Origin of the sequence: Moraxella porci DSM 25326 (assembly GCF_002014855.1) — a bacterium.
GTDB classification, from domain to species: Bacteria; Pseudomonadota; Gammaproteobacteria; order Pseudomonadales; family Moraxellaceae; genus Moraxella; species Moraxella porci.
Genome location: NZ_MUYV01000011.1, coordinates 266,954 through 285,063, shown reverse-complemented (window position 1 = coordinate 285,063; position 18,110 = coordinate 266,954). Strand labels below are relative to the sequence as shown.

General features: G+C 45.8%; 17 protein-coding genes and 1 pseudogene. 15 read left to right on the top strand and 3 right to left on the bottom strand.

What is annotated here, in order from left to right; genetic code table 11:
- Positions 1–292: 292 nt before the first annotated feature.
- On the bottom strand, positions 293–1,501 hold the full coding sequence (gene tyrS, locus B0681_RS09070; RefSeq protein WP_078318407.1) for a tyrosine--tRNA ligase: 1,209 nt from the start codon (positions 1,499–1,501) through the stop codon (positions 293–295).
- A 162-nt stretch (positions 1,502–1,663) separates the two neighbouring features.
- Here tyrS and B0681_RS09065 point away from each other — a divergent pair, with 162 nt between their 5' ends.
- The 15 genes and pseudogenes from B0681_RS09065 (at position 1,664) to B0681_RS09000 (ending at position 17,188) form a co-directional block, all read left to right on the top strand.
- Complete coding sequence (locus tag B0681_RS09065) at positions 1,664–2,893, top strand: anhydro-N-acetylmuramic acid kinase (protein ID WP_078318406.1); 1,230 nt, start codon at positions 1,664–1,666, stop codon at positions 2,891–2,893.
- A 113-nt stretch (positions 2,894–3,006) separates the two neighbouring features.
- Positions 3,007–3,306 (top strand): DUF2218 domain-containing protein, encoded by a 300-nt coding sequence (locus tag B0681_RS09060; protein ID WP_078318405.1) that lies wholly within the window; start codon positions 3,007–3,009, stop codon positions 3,304–3,306.
- A gap of 210 nt (positions 3,307–3,516) precedes the next feature.
- Positions 3,517–4,464: a LysR family transcriptional regulator gene (locus tag B0681_RS09055; protein ID WP_078318404.1), complete on the top strand. Its 948-nt coding sequence runs from the start codon at positions 3,517–3,519 to the stop codon at positions 4,462–4,464.
- Between the two features lie 259 nt (positions 4,465–4,723).
- Complete coding sequence (gene prpB, locus B0681_RS09050; RefSeq protein ID WP_078318403.1) at positions 4,724–5,614, top strand: methylisocitrate lyase; 891 nt, start codon at positions 4,724–4,726, stop codon at positions 5,612–5,614.
- A 15-nt stretch (positions 5,615–5,629) separates the two neighbouring features.
- Positions 5,630–6,403, top strand: coding sequence for a sulfite exporter TauE/SafE family protein (locus B0681_RS09045; protein WP_078318402.1), 774 nt, complete (start codon positions 5,630–5,632; stop codon positions 6,401–6,403).
- 70 nt (positions 6,404–6,473) lie between these two features.
- Positions 6,474–7,625, top strand: a complete 1,152-nt coding sequence (prpC, locus tag B0681_RS09040; RefSeq protein ID WP_078318401.1) for a bifunctional 2-methylcitrate synthase/citrate synthase — start codon at positions 6,474–6,476, stop codon at positions 7,623–7,625.
- A 122-nt stretch (positions 7,626–7,747) separates the two neighbouring features.
- Positions 7,748–8,476, top strand: a complete 729-nt coding sequence (locus B0681_RS09035; protein ID WP_078318400.1) for a YqcI/YcgG family protein — start codon at positions 7,748–7,750, stop codon at positions 8,474–8,476.
- Positions 8,477–8,485: 9 nt separating this feature from the next.
- A complete protein-coding gene (locus B0681_RS09030) occupies positions 8,486–9,121 on the top strand; it encodes a LysE family translocator (protein WP_078318399.1) in 636 nt (211 codons plus the stop codon).
- A gap of 63 nt (positions 9,122–9,184) precedes the next feature.
- Positions 9,185–11,782: a Fe/S-dependent 2-methylisocitrate dehydratase AcnD gene (gene acnD / locus B0681_RS09025; RefSeq protein WP_078318398.1), complete on the top strand. Its 2,598-nt coding sequence runs from the start codon at positions 9,185–9,187 to the stop codon at positions 11,780–11,782.
- A gap of 80 nt (positions 11,783–11,862) precedes the next feature.
- Positions 11,863–11,952: pseudogene (locus tag B0681_RS10345) on the top strand (PrpF domain-containing protein); the annotation flags it as partial.
- 62 nt (positions 11,953–12,014) lie between these two features.
- Positions 12,015–12,908: a DMT family transporter gene (locus B0681_RS09020; RefSeq protein ID WP_078318397.1), complete on the top strand. Its 894-nt coding sequence runs from the start codon at positions 12,015–12,017 to the stop codon at positions 12,906–12,908.
- A gap of 45 nt (positions 12,909–12,953) precedes the next feature.
- A complete protein-coding gene (gene prpF / locus B0681_RS09015; protein ID WP_078318396.1) occupies positions 12,954–14,120 on the top strand; it encodes a 2-methylaconitate cis-trans isomerase PrpF in 1,167 nt (388 codons plus the stop codon).
- 198 nt (positions 14,121–14,318) lie between these two features.
- Positions 14,319–15,131 (top strand): glycosyltransferase family 2 protein, encoded by an 813-nt coding sequence (locus tag B0681_RS09010; RefSeq protein WP_078318395.1) that lies wholly within the window; start codon positions 14,319–14,321, stop codon positions 15,129–15,131.
- A gap of 73 nt (positions 15,132–15,204) precedes the next feature.
- On the top strand, positions 15,205–15,810 hold the full coding sequence (locus B0681_RS09005; RefSeq protein WP_078318394.1) for a class I SAM-dependent methyltransferase: 606 nt from the start codon (positions 15,205–15,207) through the stop codon (positions 15,808–15,810).
- Positions 15,811–15,838: 28 nt separating this feature from the next.
- The gene (locus tag B0681_RS09000) at positions 15,839–17,188 is read left to right on the top strand and encodes a deoxyguanosinetriphosphate triphosphohydrolase (RefSeq protein ID WP_211271527.1); all 1,350 of its coding nucleotides are present in this window, start codon (positions 15,839–15,841) and stop codon (positions 17,186–17,188) included.
- Between the two features lie 77 nt (positions 17,189–17,265).
- Here B0681_RS09000 and B0681_RS08995 read toward each other — a convergent pair whose 3' ends face one another.
- A complete protein-coding gene (locus B0681_RS08995; protein ID WP_078318393.1) occupies positions 17,266–17,574 on the bottom strand; it encodes an autotransporter domain-containing protein in 309 nt (102 codons plus the stop codon).
- Positions 17,574–18,047: a type IV secretion protein Rhs gene (locus B0681_RS08990; RefSeq protein ID WP_211271526.1), complete on the bottom strand. Its 474-nt coding sequence runs from the start codon at positions 18,045–18,047 to the stop codon at positions 17,574–17,576. The genes B0681_RS08995 and B0681_RS08990 overlap by 1 nt, the downstream gene beginning before the upstream one ends.
- Between the last annotated feature and the right edge of the window lie 63 nt (positions 18,048–18,110).

Below are 18,110 nucleotides of genomic sequence, written 5' to 3'. Positions count from 1 at the left end.
AGCTTTTTTTGAATTTTTTTCAATTCGTTTTGACTTTGACTGTTTGATGATCTTGTTGTTCATCGCTGTGTCGCTGTCAGTGATGGCGTATTATACGCTGTTTTGATGGGGAGTCAAGCAGTAATTTAAAAAAAGTTGGGATATTTGACAGAAAGTTTTTAAGTATATGATTTTATTTATATTTTTCTATTGAAAAAAGCCAAGCGTGTAATCTTGGCTTTTTCGTTTACTTTATCAGTGCTTATTTAACTGCTCATTGTGAGCTTGTGTTGCACTGAGTTTGCGTCGCACTTTAGGCAACAGTCACTTTGGCATACGCCTTTTTACCTGCTTGGATCACCACCGTCGACCCTGCTGATAGTGCAAAGCTGGCATCGACCACTTGACCATCAACCTTGACTGCACCACGAGATAGCATATCTTTGGCCTGAGCGCTGTTTTTGGCAAGATTGGCACCGTTTAGCACTTGGGTGATAAATAGCTTGTCTTGTTCGCCAAGGGCTAGGGTCACTTCTGGTAAATCGACTGGCAGCTCGCCATCAGCTAGGCGGTTGCCGGCTGATTTATGGGCGTTTTCGGCAGCTTCACGGCCGTGGAAACGCTCAATCAGCTCAAGTGCCAAGATACGCTTGATCTCTTGGGGGTTGCGACCATTTGCCATCTCATCAAGCAGTGCATTGACTTCATCCATCGGCTTAAAGCTTAATAGCTCAAAATAGCGGGGAATCAGCGTATCTGGCATGGAGAGAATTTTTTGGAACATCACGCCTGCGGCATCGTCGATACCGATATAGTTGCCCAGTGATTTACTCATTTTTTGGACACCGTCCAAGCCTTCTAGAATCGGCATGGTGATGCACACTTGGGCTTCTTGGTTGTAGCGGCCTTGCAGCGTGCGACCCATCAAGATATTAAAGGTCTGATCGGTACCACCAAGCTCCACATCAGCCTGTAGCGCCACTGAGTCATAACCTTGCACCAATGGATACAAAAATTCGTGAATCGCAATCGGCGTCTGCGTCGCATAACGCTTACTAAAATCATCTCGCTCAAGCATACGAGACACCGTCACCTGACTTGCCAAGGCAATCATGTCCCCTGCTGACATTTTGCCAAACCATTCTGAGTTAAAGACAATCTTGGTCTTATCTTTATCCAAAATCTTGAACACCTGCTCGGCATAGGTCTTGGCGTTTTGCTGGACTTGTTCTTCAGACAGCGGTGGGCGGGTGTTATTCTTGCCGGTCGGGTCACCGATGCGCGCGGTATAATCACCAATCAAAAACAGTACTTCATGACCCAAATCCTGAAAATGACGCAGCTTATTGAGCACCACGGTATGTCCAAAGTGCAAATCTGGTGCGGTCGGATCCATACCAAGCTTGATGCGTAGCGGGCGATTTTCTTTGAGTTTTGCCAATAGATCTTCTTCAGAATAAATGGCTTCAACGCCACGCTTAATCAAGGATAATTGTTCTTCTGGGCTCAAAAAATTACTCATAATCACGCCTATTGATTGTCGATTAATAAAAATTGCCTTGATTATAGCAAAATTGCACAAAAAGTCATCCCCACATTGCCACCAAATCAAAAATTCATACCGCTTCACCCAAAAATTTGCTATGCTAAGCGGCGAAATTTTTAGCTAAATTTGGACAAACCAATGACGCACTCTGATGATTTTTTTGAGCAGATGACCCACTTATTTGATGATAGTGGCGCCAATTTATTGGATGAAGCACCGTATTTTATTGGCATGATGAGTGGCACCAGCCTTGATGGCATGGATGCGGTGCTGTGCGAGTTTTTTGATGATGCTGCGCCAGTGGTCATTGCAAGTCATAGCCTGCCTTTTGATACAGATTTGCGTGCTGCCCTACTTGCTTTGACTGCACCAAATGGAGTAGTGGATTATATTAAGGATAATCAGCTGGGTTTTGAAAGTGAGCTGGATGTCTATGGCTGGGCAAGTGTGTATTATGCCAATTTTGCCGCACAAGTGGTGCTAGAGCTACTTGCCAAAGCCAATGTCGATAGCGACAAGGTCAGCGCCATCGGCTGTCATGGTCAGACGGTTCGCCATCGTCCAAAGTGGTCGTTTAGCCTACAATTACTTGATCCTAATGTGCTAGCCGAGCGCACAGGCATCGCTGTGGTGAGTGATTTTCGTCGTCGTGATATGGCAGTGGGCGGTCAAGGTGCACCGCTCGTGCCTGCTTTTCATCAGGCGATGTTTGGCACAGATAGCAGCGTCAAAGCCGTGCTCAATCTCGGCGGTATCGCCAATATCACCGTACTTGACCATGACGGTACAGGTACGCCGATGGGCTTTGATACTGGGGTTGCCAATCTGCTCATGGATGCATGGGTGGCTCGCCACACAGGGGCAAGCTATGATAAAGATGGTGAGATGGCGCGCTCAGGCGTGGTGATTGAGCCACTGCTGACGCTGCTGCTTGGTCATCCGTTTTTTGAAAAACTTCCCCCAAAAAGCACAGGCCGTGAAGAATTTCACTTGGCGTGGCTCGATGAGATGCTCGCCAAACTCAATCACGATCATCCAGAGCTACGCTACAGCCCTGCTGATGTCCAAGCCACACTTGCCGAGCTCACCGCTGTCAGCGCCAGTCGTGATATCGCTCGCTTCATCAGCTCAGGTACGCTCATCGTCTGCGGTGGTGGCACATTGAATACCCATCTGATGACTCGCCTACAAACGCACTTATCAACACTCAACGTCATCAACAGTCAGCAGTATGGCGTGCACCCAGCACTCATCGAGGGCATGGCCTTTGCTTGGTTGGCTCGCCAAAACATCCTAGGCCGCACGGGCAATGTTCCTGCCGTGACTGGTGCGGATAAGGCGGTGGTGCTGGGTCAGGTGTGTTTTTAAGCATAACCCTTGAATAAATAATAATCATTCCCATTTAAATCATGCCGAGACAGTTGTCTGGGCGCTTTAGGTATCAAAGACCAAAGCTTACATTTTAAATAGGACAAAAAATTATGTTAGTCAGCACCCTTCAACTTAGCACCGAAGACGCCGCGCGCATCATCAAACGCTTAGCCAACCATTGGCGTCACAAAATGACCGTCAGCGAACAGCCTCAAGGCACTGTGTTTGAATTTTCGCCGACAGCCACCGCCACTTTGGCATCCGATGAGACCACCTTAAAAGCCACGCTTGTCATCACCGATGAGGATGCTGATAGCGCCCATCAGCAGCAGCTCAAATTGCAGCAAGTCATCCTTGGCCACATCAATCGCATGGCAGGTGTTGACTTTGATGCACAATGGCAAAACTAATCAAGATCCATCACGAGTCAAAACACCCAAACCAAGCACAGCATCAGTCCTAAAGCCGCCCTAAGCTGATGCCTCCAAACGCCATCATCCGTCTTAGATTGATCTAAGCAGGTGGCCTTGGCCGGCTTGTTAAAGGATTGGCAATTTGCTCAATTAATGGTATCATCACTTATTAAAAATGTAACAAGCTAACAGCTTTTGGGAGGGGTTATGGAATTTCGACAACTTGGCTACTTCATACACCTAGCAGGCACAGGCAGTGTCAGTCAGTCCGCTAAAGTTTTGGGATTATCACAACCTTCTTTAAGCCGTCAAATTCAGCAACTTGAAGAAAATCTACAAGTAGAGCTGTTCGAGCGCCATCATCGCCCAATGGCGCTGACCGATGCCGGTGAATTTCTTTATCGTCATATCAAGCAGCCTCTGCATGAGCTTGAGCAGGCGATGGCATTGACGCGCCGATTCGGTGACGGTCGCCAAAATCGTCTGATCATCGGCTCTGTGGTCTCTGTGCTATATGGTCTGCTGCCCGAAGTCATCTCGCAGCTGCGCCAAGACATCGATGGTAAGCATCCTGATTTTGATATCAAGGTCATTGAGATGAGTTTTGAGCAGCAGGTCACTGCCCTGAAATCTGGCGAGATCGATGTGGGTTTTGGCCGTTTCGTCTGTCATGATCCTTTGATTCATCAAACCTTTTTGCGTCATGAGCCATTTGTCTTGGCAGTACCCAAATGGCATCCTTTGGCACAAAAGCACGAGGCCATCTCGCTGTCTGACTTGGCGAATGACACATTGATTTTGTACCACAAGACCCCAAATCCGCATGTCAGCCTGACCGAAAGCGATCCGCTGCTGCAGCTATTTGAACAAACCCAAACCCAACCCAAAAATCACATCCGCGTGCGTGACATCCAAGTGGCCTTGGCGATGGTCGCTGCCAGCGAAGGCTTTACCATCGTCCCTGATAGCCTAAAAACCGTGCGTACTGAGCAGATTTGCTATCTGTCATTGGCGCATGAGTTCACCTCCCCGATGTACATCAACACACTGGCGCATAATCCCATCCCACATTTGGCCGCCCTGCATGGTGCGATATTAAGCGTCTATGAACGGCATCATATCCAAGCGCCAGTTCCTTTTACTGAGGATCACTGAAGCTTGGGCGCATAATTGTATGTTTTTTGTAACCAAAGATCGATCCTACTATACATTTTGTAAATATCGCATGGGCAGTTTATGTGAATTTTCTAAATTTGTATGCATAATTTGCATAATATTTTGAATTAAAATCCATTATTTTCGCATTTATAAAACTGCTGTGCTGACAGAGAATGAAATTTCAGGTATAGTTAATCCAAGGGATTTACCCACCAATTAATTCATTATCTATAGCCAAATTCATAAGGGACATGATATGAGCCAGTCAGCCGGTCGCCGTTTCCGCGACGCCATCGCTAGCGAAAAAGCCAACAACAAGCCACTGCAAATTGTCGGTACGATTAATGCCTACACCGCAATGATGGCAACCCAAGTCGGCCACAAGGCCATCTATCTATCTGGCGGCGGTGTCGCCAACGCTTCATTTGGTCTGCCTGACCTTGGCATGACTAGCCTAAACGATGTACTCACCGATGCCACTCGCATCACCAATGCTGTCGATACCCCACTACTGGTGGACATTGACACTGGTTGGGGTGGTGCATTCAATATCGCCCAAACCATCAAACAAATGGAAAAAGCCGGTGTCGCTGCCGTGCATATCGAAGACCAAGTCGCCCAAAAACGTTGCGGTCATCGCCCAAACAAAGAAATCGTCTCAACTGCTGAAATGGTCGATCGCCTAAAAGCCGCCTTAGATGCCAAAGTCGATCCTGACTTCGTGGTGATGGCGCGCACCGATGCCCTATCGGTCGAAGGCTTGGATGCGGCGGTTGAGCGTGCTGTGGCTTTCCAAGAAGCCGGTGCTGACATGATCTTTGCCGAAGCGTTGACCGATATCTCAATGTATCGCAAATTCACTGATGTGCTAGACATTCCTGTACTTGCAAACATGACAGAGTTTGGTCAAACTGACCTATACACCACCGATGAGCTATATGCGGTGGGTGTGGACATGGTACTGTATCCACTATCGGCTTTCCGTGCGATGAACAAAGCAGCACTCAATGTCTATCAAGTGCTCAAAAATGAAGGCGTACAAACTTCTGCTGTCGATACCATGCAAACGCGTATGGAGCTGTATGATTTTCTCAATTATCACAGCTATGAGCAGAAACTGGACGCCCTATTCGCCAGTAAAAAATAATCGGCACGCCTGCCTGTGTTAGATACCATCCAACTGATTATCTTTGCCATCGCAGGCATTCTGCATGGCATCACAGGCATGGGCTTTCCGATGATAGGGACAAGTGCATTATCCTTTAGCCTACCCCTATCACAAGCTGTCGCCATCGTCGCCATACCTAGCCTATTGATGAGCTTATTGGTGCTGTGCTCAAACAACAAACAAGGCATCTGGCGTGAGTTGACAGACTATTTGCACCAATACAAACTGCTTGCCATCACAAGCGTCATCGGTGGCATCATCGGTGTCAAGCTACTACTGATTTTGCCTGTGGCGTATCTGTATCTGATGATGGCTGCGGTGACTGTGTATTATGCTGTACATGGGCTATTGACGCTCATGAACAAAGCCAAACCGCTCACCGTCCCAACAGGTAAGCTTAGCATGAGCCTATTTGGGCTAGCTGCAGGGATGGTCGGTGGTGCAACCAACGCCATGTCGCCGATTTTGCTGATTTATCTATTTAGCAAAACCGACGACAAAACCACCATCGCCAAAGCCAGCAACCTCTGCTATCTGCTTGGCAAAGTGGTACAGGTGGTGATGCTGTGGGGGCAATATGCGGCATTTGATCAGCGTCAATACACCTTACTTGGGCTATTGACCATCGTCTCGATGCTGGGGCTATTTGGTGGCATTTGGCTTCGAGCATATATCAGCGGCACGGTGTTTAAGCTGATGATTTATTTGATATTATTGATACTTGCACTGAAAATCGGACATGCAGGTATCATCAAATTTGGAATTTAACCTAAATTGGAATTAACCTAAGCAAGCTAAGCCATTAGCAAGCGAATCGCCATCAATAAGGAGATATGACATGGCAGACACCACCCCAACCACCCCAAAACCAAAAAAGAGCGTTGCCCTATCTGGCGTCGCTGCTGGTAACACCGCCCTATGTACTGTCGGCCGCTCGGGTAACGATCTATCCTATCGTGGTTATGACATCTTAGACCTTGCCAAGCATTGTGAGTTCGAAGAAGTGGCTCACTTGCTGATTCATGGTCATTTGCCAAACCAATTTGAACTGGCTGCCTACAAGAAAAAACTCAAAGCCTACCGCAACCTGCCGATGCGTGTCCGCCATGTTCTAGAGAACCTACCTGCCCACACGCACCCAATGGATGTGATGCGTACTGGCGTATCAGCACTGGGCTGTACCCTGCCTGAGCGTGAATCTCAGCCAGCATCAGAAGCTCGTGACATTGCTGACCGCTTGATCGCTTGTCTAGGCTCAATCTTGCTGTACTGGTTCCAATACACCCAAAACGGCAAAACCATCGACCTAGAGAGCGATGAAGACAGCATCGGCGGTCACTTCTTACACCTACTGCATGGCAAACGCCCAACCGAAGCACAAATCAAAGCGATGCACATCTCGCTCATCCTATATGCTGAGCATGAGTTCAACGCATCGACCTTTACCGCGCGTGTCATCGCAGGTACAGGCTCAGACATCTACTCTGCCATCTCTGGTGCGATCGGTGCACTAAAGGGCCCGAAACACGGCGGTGCCAACGAAGTCGCTTATGACATCCAAAAACGCTATCGCAGTGCGGACGAAGCCGAAGCAGACATCCGTGAGCGTATCGGCCGTAAAGAGATCGTGATTGGCTTTGGTCATCCTGTCTATACCGTCAGCGACCCACGCAATGTCGTCATCAAAGAAGTGGCTCGTGAGCTGTCACAAGAAAGTGGCGATATGCTACTGTTTGATGTCGCTGAACGCCTAGAGACCCTGATGTGGAACGAGAAAAAAATGTTCCCGAACCTTGACTGGTTCTCAGCCGTGTCATACCAAAAACTAGGCGTACCGACAGCGATGTTCACCCCATTGTTTGTGATTGCTCGCACCACAGGCTGGTCAGCACACATCATCGAACAACGCCAAGACGGCAAAATCATCCGCCCATCAGCCAACTACACTGGCCCAGATGATTTGGCATTTGTACCGATGGATGAGCGTTAATCATTGATTAACCTGATATCATAGACAAAAGCCACCTAAAGCCCAAGTGTTTTGGGTGGCTTTTATGTTAGTATATTATATCATATCATTTAAATTTATAACTTGTGATAGGGTGTAAGTGTATGAACTTTCGGTTTATTAAAACAGCAGAATACATGAGTAAGGGTGAGTTGGATATTTTTCAAAGCACATTAAATATTATCAAGCAGGAAGGTTTTCCTTGTATATTTGCACAACGTGTTGCAAATAATATGAGTGCCTTTGCCATTTTTGTATCAGACATTAATCAATACAATGAATTCTTAAATGGAGTTACTGAATACACAGAATTTATAAAACAAAATGATCCATTGGTGAGAATTCTAAATCCGCTCATTGTTTTTATTGATGACAATAGCAGCAGTCTAAAAGAACAACATGATAAAGCTTGGTTTCTTATTCAGACCCTAATTGATAACAATCCGTCAGAAGTACCAATAAATTATCACGATACAACAAATCCGCAATGGTGTCTGCTTTTTAATGATATCCAGTTATTTGTAAATATTAGTGCTTCAGAGCATAGCCTTTTAAAAAGCAGAAATATAGGAAAAGGAATACACCTTATCATTAACCCTAGAGAGATATTTGATGTTGTTGCACCTTACAATAAACCAAAAGGCTTAAAAATTCGCAATAAAATCAGAGAGCGCATTGTATCATTTAACAAGCAACCACTACCTGCAGAACTTGGATTTTATGGAGATGAAAATAATTTTGAATGGAGGCAGTATCAGTTATACGAATTTGGTGGCAAAGATAATACCAAATGTCCCTTAAATTTTAAAAAATACACCGCAAATTATAAATAAGGAATTATTATGTTGAATGGCTATTTACTCTTATCTTATATTCTTGCGATTTTATTATTTTTGGGGACTCCTGGACCTGTAACAGTAATGGTGGTTAATTCAAGCATTAAAGGTGGGTTTTTATCCGCTTTGGCTACCATTGCAGGTACAAATACCGCATCATTGATTTTAATAACAATCTCTTTTATTGTTATTTCTGGTGTGATTTCTGTTAATGAAAGTTACCTTACTTGGCTGACTATGATAGGTGCTTTATATATTATTTATTTTGCTATTAATATATTAAGAACAAAATCAGAAGAATTGCATATTTGTCAGCATGACACCAATAACAAAAAACAGCTGATTGAATATTTTACTCAAGGATTTCTAGTAGGTATTTCAAATCCAAAAGATATTTTGTTTTTTATTGCATTTTTTCCAACATTTTTTGCGATATCAAACAAACCAATTATTTCAATGGTGATTCTTACTGGTATATGGATAGTATTGGATTATGGTATTTTGTCCATTTATGCAAAAATATTTTCCACCATCAAAAAATCATCAGTTATCAATGCAATCAATAAATTATGCGGTGTTATTTTATTAATGATTGCTTTATACGCATTTTTTAGCACTTTTTCAAAGATTTTTATGTTCTAAGATTTTTTAGAAAGCATGAATATATTTGAAGACATTTATTTTCACAGCCAAAAGGAAACAGCAATGAAAAACTACCGCAAACCCCTAACCGAAAACATTGATTTTTATGATGTTCGTCAAGCCGTTGAAGATGTCAAAGCAGGCAGTTATGATGGCTTGCCCTATACTTCTAAGGTCTTGGCAGAACAGCTCGTTCGCCGTGCCGAACCTGAAAAGTTGGCTGATTACTTAGGTCAGCTCATCAACCGTGAGCAGACACTGGATTTCCCTTGGTACCCTGCTCGTGTGGTGTGCCATGACATTTTAGGGCAAACGGCATTGGTCGATTTAGCAGGTTTGCGTGATGCCATCGCCGAGCAAGGCGGTGACCCGTCCAAAGTCAATCCTGTTGTACCAACTCAGCTCATCGTTGACCACTCATTAGCCGTAGAATATGGCGGTTTTGACCCTGACGCATTTGCTAAAAACCGTGCTGTTGAAGACCGCCGAAATGATGACCGTTTCCATTTTATTGACTGGACAAAAACCGCATTTAAAAATGTCGATGTGATTCCAGCAGGTAACGGCATTATGCACCAAATCAATTTGGAAAAAATGTCGCCTGTGATTCAAAATCGCCCAGACGAAAACGGCAGGGGTGTTGCTTTCCCTGATACTTGTGTCGGTACCGATAGCCATACGCCACATACCGACGCATTAGGGGTCATTTCTGTGGGTGTGGGCGGATTAGAAGCAGAAACAGTCATGCTTGGACATCCGTCAATGATGCGTTTACCTGACATCATTGGTGTAGAATTGGTTGGTCAGCGTAAAGCAGGCATTACCGCAACGGATATTGTCCTTGCTTTAACTGAATTTTTGCGTAAAGAGCGTGTCGTCGGTGCGTATTTGGAATTTTTTGGTGAAGGTGCGGATAGTATGTCTGTTGGCGACCGTGCGACCATCTCCAATATGACACCTGAATATGGGGCAACCGCTGCCATGTTCTACATTGACCAAAATACCATTGATTATTTGACTTTGACTGGTCGTGAGCCTGAACAAGTTAAATTGGTTGAGCAATATGCAAAAACAACTGGTCTTTGGGCAAGTGATATGGTCAAAGCCGAATATCCAAGAGTATTGCGTTTTGATTTATCAACCGTAACACGCAATATCGCAGGCCCTAGCAACCCACACGCACGTGTCTCTACCAGTGATTTAAAAGCTAAAGGCATTGCAGGTGTCGTAGAAAATCGTGAAGATGGCTTAATGCCTGATGGTGCGGTCATTATCGCAGCGATTACGTCTTGTACCAATACATCAAACCCACGCAATACTGTCGCAGCTGGCTTGCTTGCTCGTAAAGCCAATGAGCTTGGTCTGACTCGTAAGCCTTGGGTGAAATCATCGTTTGCCCCTGGGTCAAAAGCAGCAGCATTGTACCTAGAAGAAGCTGGCGTACTTAAAGATTTAGAAAAATTGGGCTTTGGTATCGTGGCGTATGCGTGTACAACCTGTAATGGTATGTCTGGTGCCCTAACGCCGAAAATCCAACAAGAAATTATTGACCGTGATTTATATGCAACAGCGGTACTGTCTGGTAACCGCAACTTTGACGGACGTATTCACCCCTATGCAAAACAAGCATTCTTAGCCAGTCCGCCACTTGTGGTTGCTTATGCGATTGCGGGCACGATTCGTTTTGATATTGAAAATGATGCGTTAGGGTATGCACAAGATGGTCGTGCAATTTATCTAAAAGATATTTGGCCTTCTGATGAAGAAATTGATGCTTTGGTACAGTCTTCTGTGAAACCTGAACAATTTAAGCAAGTCTATATCCCAATGTTTGATTTGGGTCAAGCCGAGCAAGCAGAAAGCCCATTATACAACTGGCGTGAAATGTCCACTTATATCCGCCGTCCACCATATTGGGAAGGGGCTTTGGCTGCTCCACGCACGCTCACGCATATGCGTCCGCTTGCCATTTTGCCTGATAATATCACAACCGACCATTTATCACCATCAAATGCGATTGTGCGTAATTCGGCAGCTGGGGAATATTTGGAAAAAATGGGCGTGCCTGAAGAAGATTTCAACAGTTATGCAACGCACCGTGGCGACCATTTAACGGCTCAACGTGCAACCCTTGCCAACCCTAAATTATTTAATGAAATGGTGTTAAATGATGATGGTTCGGTAAAACAAGGCTCGCTTGCTCGTGTTGAACCTGATGGCAAAGTCATGCGTATGTGGGAAGCGATTGAAACTTATATGAACCGTAAACAACCGCTGATTATTGTCGCAGGGGCGGATTATGGTCAAGGCTCAAGTCGTGACTGGGCAGCCAAAGGCGTGCGTTTGGCAGGGGTTGAAGCGATTGTGGCAGAAGGGTTTGAGCGTATTCACCGTACTAACTTAATTGGTATGGGCGTGTTACCACTTCAATTTAAAGATGGGGTAAACCGTAAAACGCTGAAACTTGATGGTACAGAAACTTATAGCGTGATTGGTAATTTAACACCACGTGGTGATGTGATTCTTGTGGTGGAACGTGCCAATGGTGAAATGGTTGAAGTACCTGTTACCTGTCGCCTAGATAGTGATGCTGAAGTCAAAACGTATAATGCAGGTGGTGTGTTGCAGCAGTTTGCGAAAGAGTTTTTGGCGAATGGGTAAGCACTAGCCGCCCAAAAGCAGCATTGGGCAAGTGATTGTTCAATGCTGCTTTTTAGTAGTTTCAATTAGGGAAATAAAAAATGCAAACATCAGTCAAAGCCACATACATGCGTGGCGGTACTTCAAAAGGTACATTTTTTAACTTAACCGACTTACCAGGGCGTTGCAAGTAGCAAGTCTTATCTGCGATAATTTCAAGGTTATCAAAGTAACACGCAACAAATGCAGTGATATGAATACCAACTCAAAACCAATTAATATTATTCTTGCAACGCTGTTTATTATCATTTGGTCATCAGGCTTTATTGTCGGTCGAATGATTGTGGATGTGGTTGCACCCAATATTTTTTTGGTTTTGCGTTTTGCTTTATCGTTTCTTTTATTTGCTATCTTGGCAATTCTTCTGAAACGCAACTACCCTGCTATAAATGATTGGTCAAAGCATTTTTTGATTGGTGTTCTTAGTAGTGGTTTGTATCTTGGCGGTGGTTATTGGGCAATCAGTCAAGGTATCAGCGCATCACTGATGGCATTGCTCGGTGGATTACAACCGATTTTCACCCTGCTGATTATGTTCATATTTTTTGGTGAAAAGCCACCCATCACAGCCATTTTTGGCATGATATTGGGAATTTTGGGTATTTATTGTGTTGTTTTTCCTTCTTTATCATTGAGTGCAGAATTTTCTATCACCGTCTTTATTGTGGCAATTTTATCTGTGATTAGCATTACGGTTGGGATGGTGTTACAAAAACAATGGGTTGGCTCATCTGATATTGTATCATCATTAGCACTACAGAATCTCTCTGCTGCCTTTGCCGTTGCTGTACTCGCTTGGATAATGCAGGAACATTTACTCATTATCAGTATCCAATCCATATTCGCGCTATTTTGGGCGGTAGTGATTTTATCCGGCTTGGGTGTATTTTTATTCATCAAACTCATCAAAGATATCGGTGCTGTCAAAACCACATCATTGGTACTGCTTGCACCCCCATTAGCAGCAATCCAAGCAAAGCTTTTCTTTGATGAACACTTATCACTGCTACAAATCTTGGGTTTTGTATTAGCATTGCTTGGGGTATGGCTCTGCCAAAAATCCAATCTTTTACAACCAAATCGTTGATTGTAGTCATTAAACCAAGATTACAAGACAACACAAGGAGTAGTCATGCAAACATCAGTCAAAGCCACCTATATGCGTGGCGGTACTTCAAAAGGTACATTTTTTAACTTAACCGACTTACCTGAGCGTTGCCAAGTAGCAGGTTCTGCCCGTGATAACTTTTTATTACGTGTGGTTGGTAGTCCAGACCCGTATGGCAAGCAAATTGACGGCTTGGGTAACGGTTCATCATCAACATCAAAAGTGGTGATTTTATCCAAATCGGACGTAGCAGGTCATGATGTCAATTATCTATTTGGGCAAGTTGCCATTGACAAAGCGATGATTGACTGGTCAGGAAACTGTGGCAATCTCACCGCAGCGGTTGGTAGTTTTGCCATCATGAATGGCTTGGTATCAGCGGATAAAATTCCTGAAAATGGCATTTGTGAAGTCAGAATTTGGCAACAAAATATCAGCAAAACCATTATCGCTCATGTGCCGATAGCGGGTGGTCAAGTGCAAGAAACAGGCGATTTTGAGCTTGATGGCGTAACCTTCCCTGCAGCCGAGGTCAAGATTGAATTTATTGACCCTGTGGACAGTGATGGCGATATGTTCCCAACAGGTAATTTAGTCGATACTTTAGATGTGCCTGATGTGGGTACATTTGATGTCACCTTGATTAACGCAGGTATTCCAACGGTCTTTTTGCGTGCCAAAGACTTAGGCTTTACAGGTACGGAATTACAAAAAGACATCAACTCAAATAGCGAAATTTTAGCAAAATTGGAAAAAATCCGCAGCTTTGGTGCCCTCAAAATGGGCTTAATTTCCGACATCGTCGAGGCCGAAACTCGCCAACATACGCCAAAAATTGCTTGGGTTGCGTCTGCTGCCGATTATGTGGCATCAAGTGGTAAGACCGTCAAAGCAAGTGAAATCAATTTACTCGCTCGTGCTATGAGTATGGGGCAGCTGCATCATGCGATGATGGGGACAGCTTCGGTTGCGATTGGTACAGCAGCGACGATTGTGGGGACACTCGTCAATGAAGCAGCTGGCGGACAGGCGATGAGTGAGGTGCGTTTTGGCCATCCATCAGGGACGCTACTGGTTGGCGGTCAATCTGAACTCACTGATGGTAAATGGCTTGCCCGTAAGGTTTCGATGAGCCGTTCGGCTCGCCGTCTGATGACAGGTGAAGTGTGGGTGCCTGCCGATAGTTTTTAATCATCGGTGATGCATGATGGTGTCGGTGGCATTGTCACTGACGCTTTTTATTGCGCATTGATTGTCGGTGATTTATGTATCTAGCCAAGCTAATAATGCATGGGATGGTGCTTTGCCCACACCGCGCATAAGCCAAAACTCTGGTATTTATCCGACCACTCGGCATATAATAAGCCATCCCCCACACGATAGCTGTTCATGAATTTACCCACGCTCGATGTCATCATCCCCTGCTATAATACCGCCGCTACACTAGATCGTGCTGTGCACAGTGTCCTTAGCCAAACTGCCTGTCGCCATATCATCTTGGTCGATGATGGCTCAAGCGATGACACGCCCATTATCATCACCAAACTACGCCAAGAATTTCCCAAGAAACTCATCAGCTTATCCATGCCGACCAATGGCGGTGTCGCCAAAGCTCGCAACTATGGTGCATTATCAAGCACTGCTGATTTGGTGGCGTTTTTGGATGCCGATGATGCCTATGAGCCGACCGCACTTGATGTCGTGCCAAGTGTGTTTTATTTTATGCCAAACCTAAGCCTGCTACGACTTGCCCTGCGTCCTGTGGATTTGGCAGCTCGCTATGCCAATCATCCAGACTTGGCTAAGGTGTGGGATATTTTGCAGATGACCGTCGGCGGTAATATGATTTTTCGCCGTAGTGTGTTTTTGGCGTGCGGTGGCTTTCCCCAAGATGAGCTATTTCGCACGCTTGGTGGTGAAGATGGCGCACTGGGCATTGCCTTGGCTGAGATGACGGCGGTTGGTACGCTGTTTGATGACAAGCACAAAGGTGTATTGCATTATTGCCGTGATGGGATGCACGCCGAACGACTGCTGGATGCTTATTTATTTGGCAAACACGATCCACGCATCACCCCCGATGCTACCGCCTACGCACGCGCCACCACCGATCGCATCAAGGCACAATTATCCGCCATCACCCCCATCGTCAATGAAACCGCCATCGGTCGTCGTCCCCTGATTATCGAATATGGTGATTAACCGATTTTCTGCACGGCGTTTGTATGTTACAATTTGACCCATCGCCGTTTGGCATTTTTATAAAGAGTTTATCATGCACCAAATCGATCCTGAGCTACTTGCCAAATCCAAACACTGGCGTCAAGACATCCAATTCACCCAAGAAGTCCTTGGCAAGCCATTTCACTTCACCAGCACTTGGGGGATTTTTAGCCCAGAAAAGTTGGATGAAGGCAGCCTGATGCTACTTGATTATATCGATTTTAAACAAGATGACAGCTCCATCGATCTTGGCTGTGGCTATGGCGTGCTTGGCATGACTGCCGCTCGTGAATGCCCAAACGGTCAGCATTTGCTGATTGACAAGGATTTTGTCGCTGTCGAATATGCCAAATTAAATTGCCAAAAAAATCATCTGACCAATGCCGAAGTCATGCTCTCAAACGGCTTTTATCATGTCGATAAAACGCGTCAATTCAGTCTTGTGATGAGTAACCTACCTGCCAAAGCCAGTAAAGAGCAGCACTATCTGTACTTACTAGATGCTTACAATGCGATGGCAGATGGCGCTAGATTTTATGTCGTGACCATCAACGGACTCAGAGATTTTATGAAACGCTCATTCACCGAAGTATTCGGCAATAGCGATAAAATCAAACAAGGCAAAACCTACACCATCACCATGGCAATCAAGGAATAAACCGCCATCCATTCACCAAAGGGACTCTATGAACACCGCCCAACTGCACTGGCAACACAGGCTGTCCACCAAGCGATTTCGATATCATCACGATGGTCAGATATCACCGGCCATCCCCCAAGATACGGATGATAGCAGCCGTACCAATTTTCATATCGACTATGATCGGGTGGTGTTTAGCCGAGCTTTTCGCAGACTGGGTCGCAAAACTCAAGTACATCCCTTTGCCAAATCCGACCACACGCACAACCGCCTGACGCATAGTGTCGAAGTCGCCAGTGTTGGGCGTAGTATCGGCAATCATGTTGGCAACGCTTTGCTGCAAGCAGGCTATCTGCCTGATGGCTACACGCCAAGCAATATCGGCACCGTGGTGCAGGTGGCGTGCCTTGCCCATGACCTTGGCAATCCGCCATTTGGGCATACAGGCGAAGCAGCGATTCGAGAATGGTTTGGCGATCCCAAGCACGCACATTTTCTGGATGGTCTAACCGCTGACGAACGGGCAGATATCTGCACTTATGAAGGCAATGCTCATAGCCTGCGCACGGTGCTTAGCCTTGAGATGTACAAAAACCAAGGCGGTATGCGCCTGACTGCCGCCAGTGTCGGTGCGTTGATCAAATACCCTTGGGGTAGCCGTCATCCAAGCGGCAAAGGGCAGAAGTTTAATATCTATCAAAGCGAACTTCCTCTGTTTCATCACATCGCTGATGCCCTGGAATTACCAACACTCGATGACAATCGCTGGGCAAGACATCCGCTGTCGTATCTGATGGAAGCTGCTGATGACATCTGCTATGCCCTGCTTGATCTGGAGGATGCGGTCGAACTTGGCTTGATTGGCCTAGATGAATTTAGCCAGATTCTAAAGCCACTGATTGATGTTGATAAACTTGCCACCATCAAGCACCCTGACCAGCGCTGTGGTGCGATGCGTGGCTCTGCCATCGGTCGTGCGGTCGAAGGGGTGGCAACCGCCTTTATGGCACATCATGATGAGCTGCTCACAGGTGCATTTATGCACAAAGATCTGCTTGCTGTCTGTGATGACGCCATCCAAACCACGCTCAAAAATGCCAAAACACTCGCCGCCGCCAAAATTTTTCGCCACGACAGCAAGCTTACCACTGAGATTGCCGCCTTTGGCTGTCTGGGTGCGATATTGGATCTGCTGATTCCTGCCATTCATGCCAAGCATCAAGGCAGTTATCTTAGCACCAAGCATGAGCTGGCGTTGGATTTGCTTGGCTTTGATCAATCAGCCGCTCACACGCTGTATGATGACTATATGAGCGTACTGGATTTTATCTGTAGTCTGACGGATAACACCGCTGCTAGACTGGCTCGTGACATCTCAGGAGTTGGGATGATTTAGATATTAATAAATCCAAAGCCTGCCAAATAAAAAAGCTGTTTTGCACCCAAAACAGCTTTTTTTGATTCATTGAGCCATCAAAACTGTGCTTGTACCCCAATCACGCCTGCGATGTCTTTTTCATCACTGTTGGCGTGGTTTGCCGATACAGTGGCATTGATGGCAAACCGATCATTCACCTTGGTCATCACACCCAAATGTGCATGAACGCCACTGCTGTCAGCTGTCGCCACAGGTAGGCTAAATCCACGTGTGTACTGCGGGATAGAAGTCAGTGATGCACTGACTGCTCGGGCATCATCCTTGAACTCATGTGTATAGCCGATACCACCGTACAGGCGATGATTACTGGTAAGAAGACAGTGCATCATGATCACTGATGGCATCAAACCGTCGCCTGCTGACCATCCCCCACAAACGGTACGCACGCCTGCCACGCCGTGCAGTCTTGATTTGTCTCACGGCGGATATAATACTCCTCAACCATGCGCGCCTGCTGTTCGATGCCATAAGCAAAAAAGCTTTTGCCATCACGCAGTGTATAGCGATATCGACGGTTCAAGAGCGCCCGCCAAAACACCGCCTTACCCTGCTGCACCTGCCACACATGGGTCAGCTCATGGATAAACCACGCACGCTTGGCCAAGGTTTCACATGAAACATCTGCCATCCAGTCATCAGGATGAAAATAGATATTGCCATCTGGTGACACCGCATAGCCTGACAGCACCCACCATGCGGTCTTCAGTCGAACGCTCTCAAGGTCGATGGCATCGCCAAACACACTTTTGGCAAGCTGTTTTTCGCCATCGCTCAAAGCTCTGCTCTGCGGACGAAAAGTAAAAGGATTACTAAACATATGAATTGCTAAACACCGATATGGCTGATGTGCGGATGAATAAAGGCTGTCAAATGTGCTAAA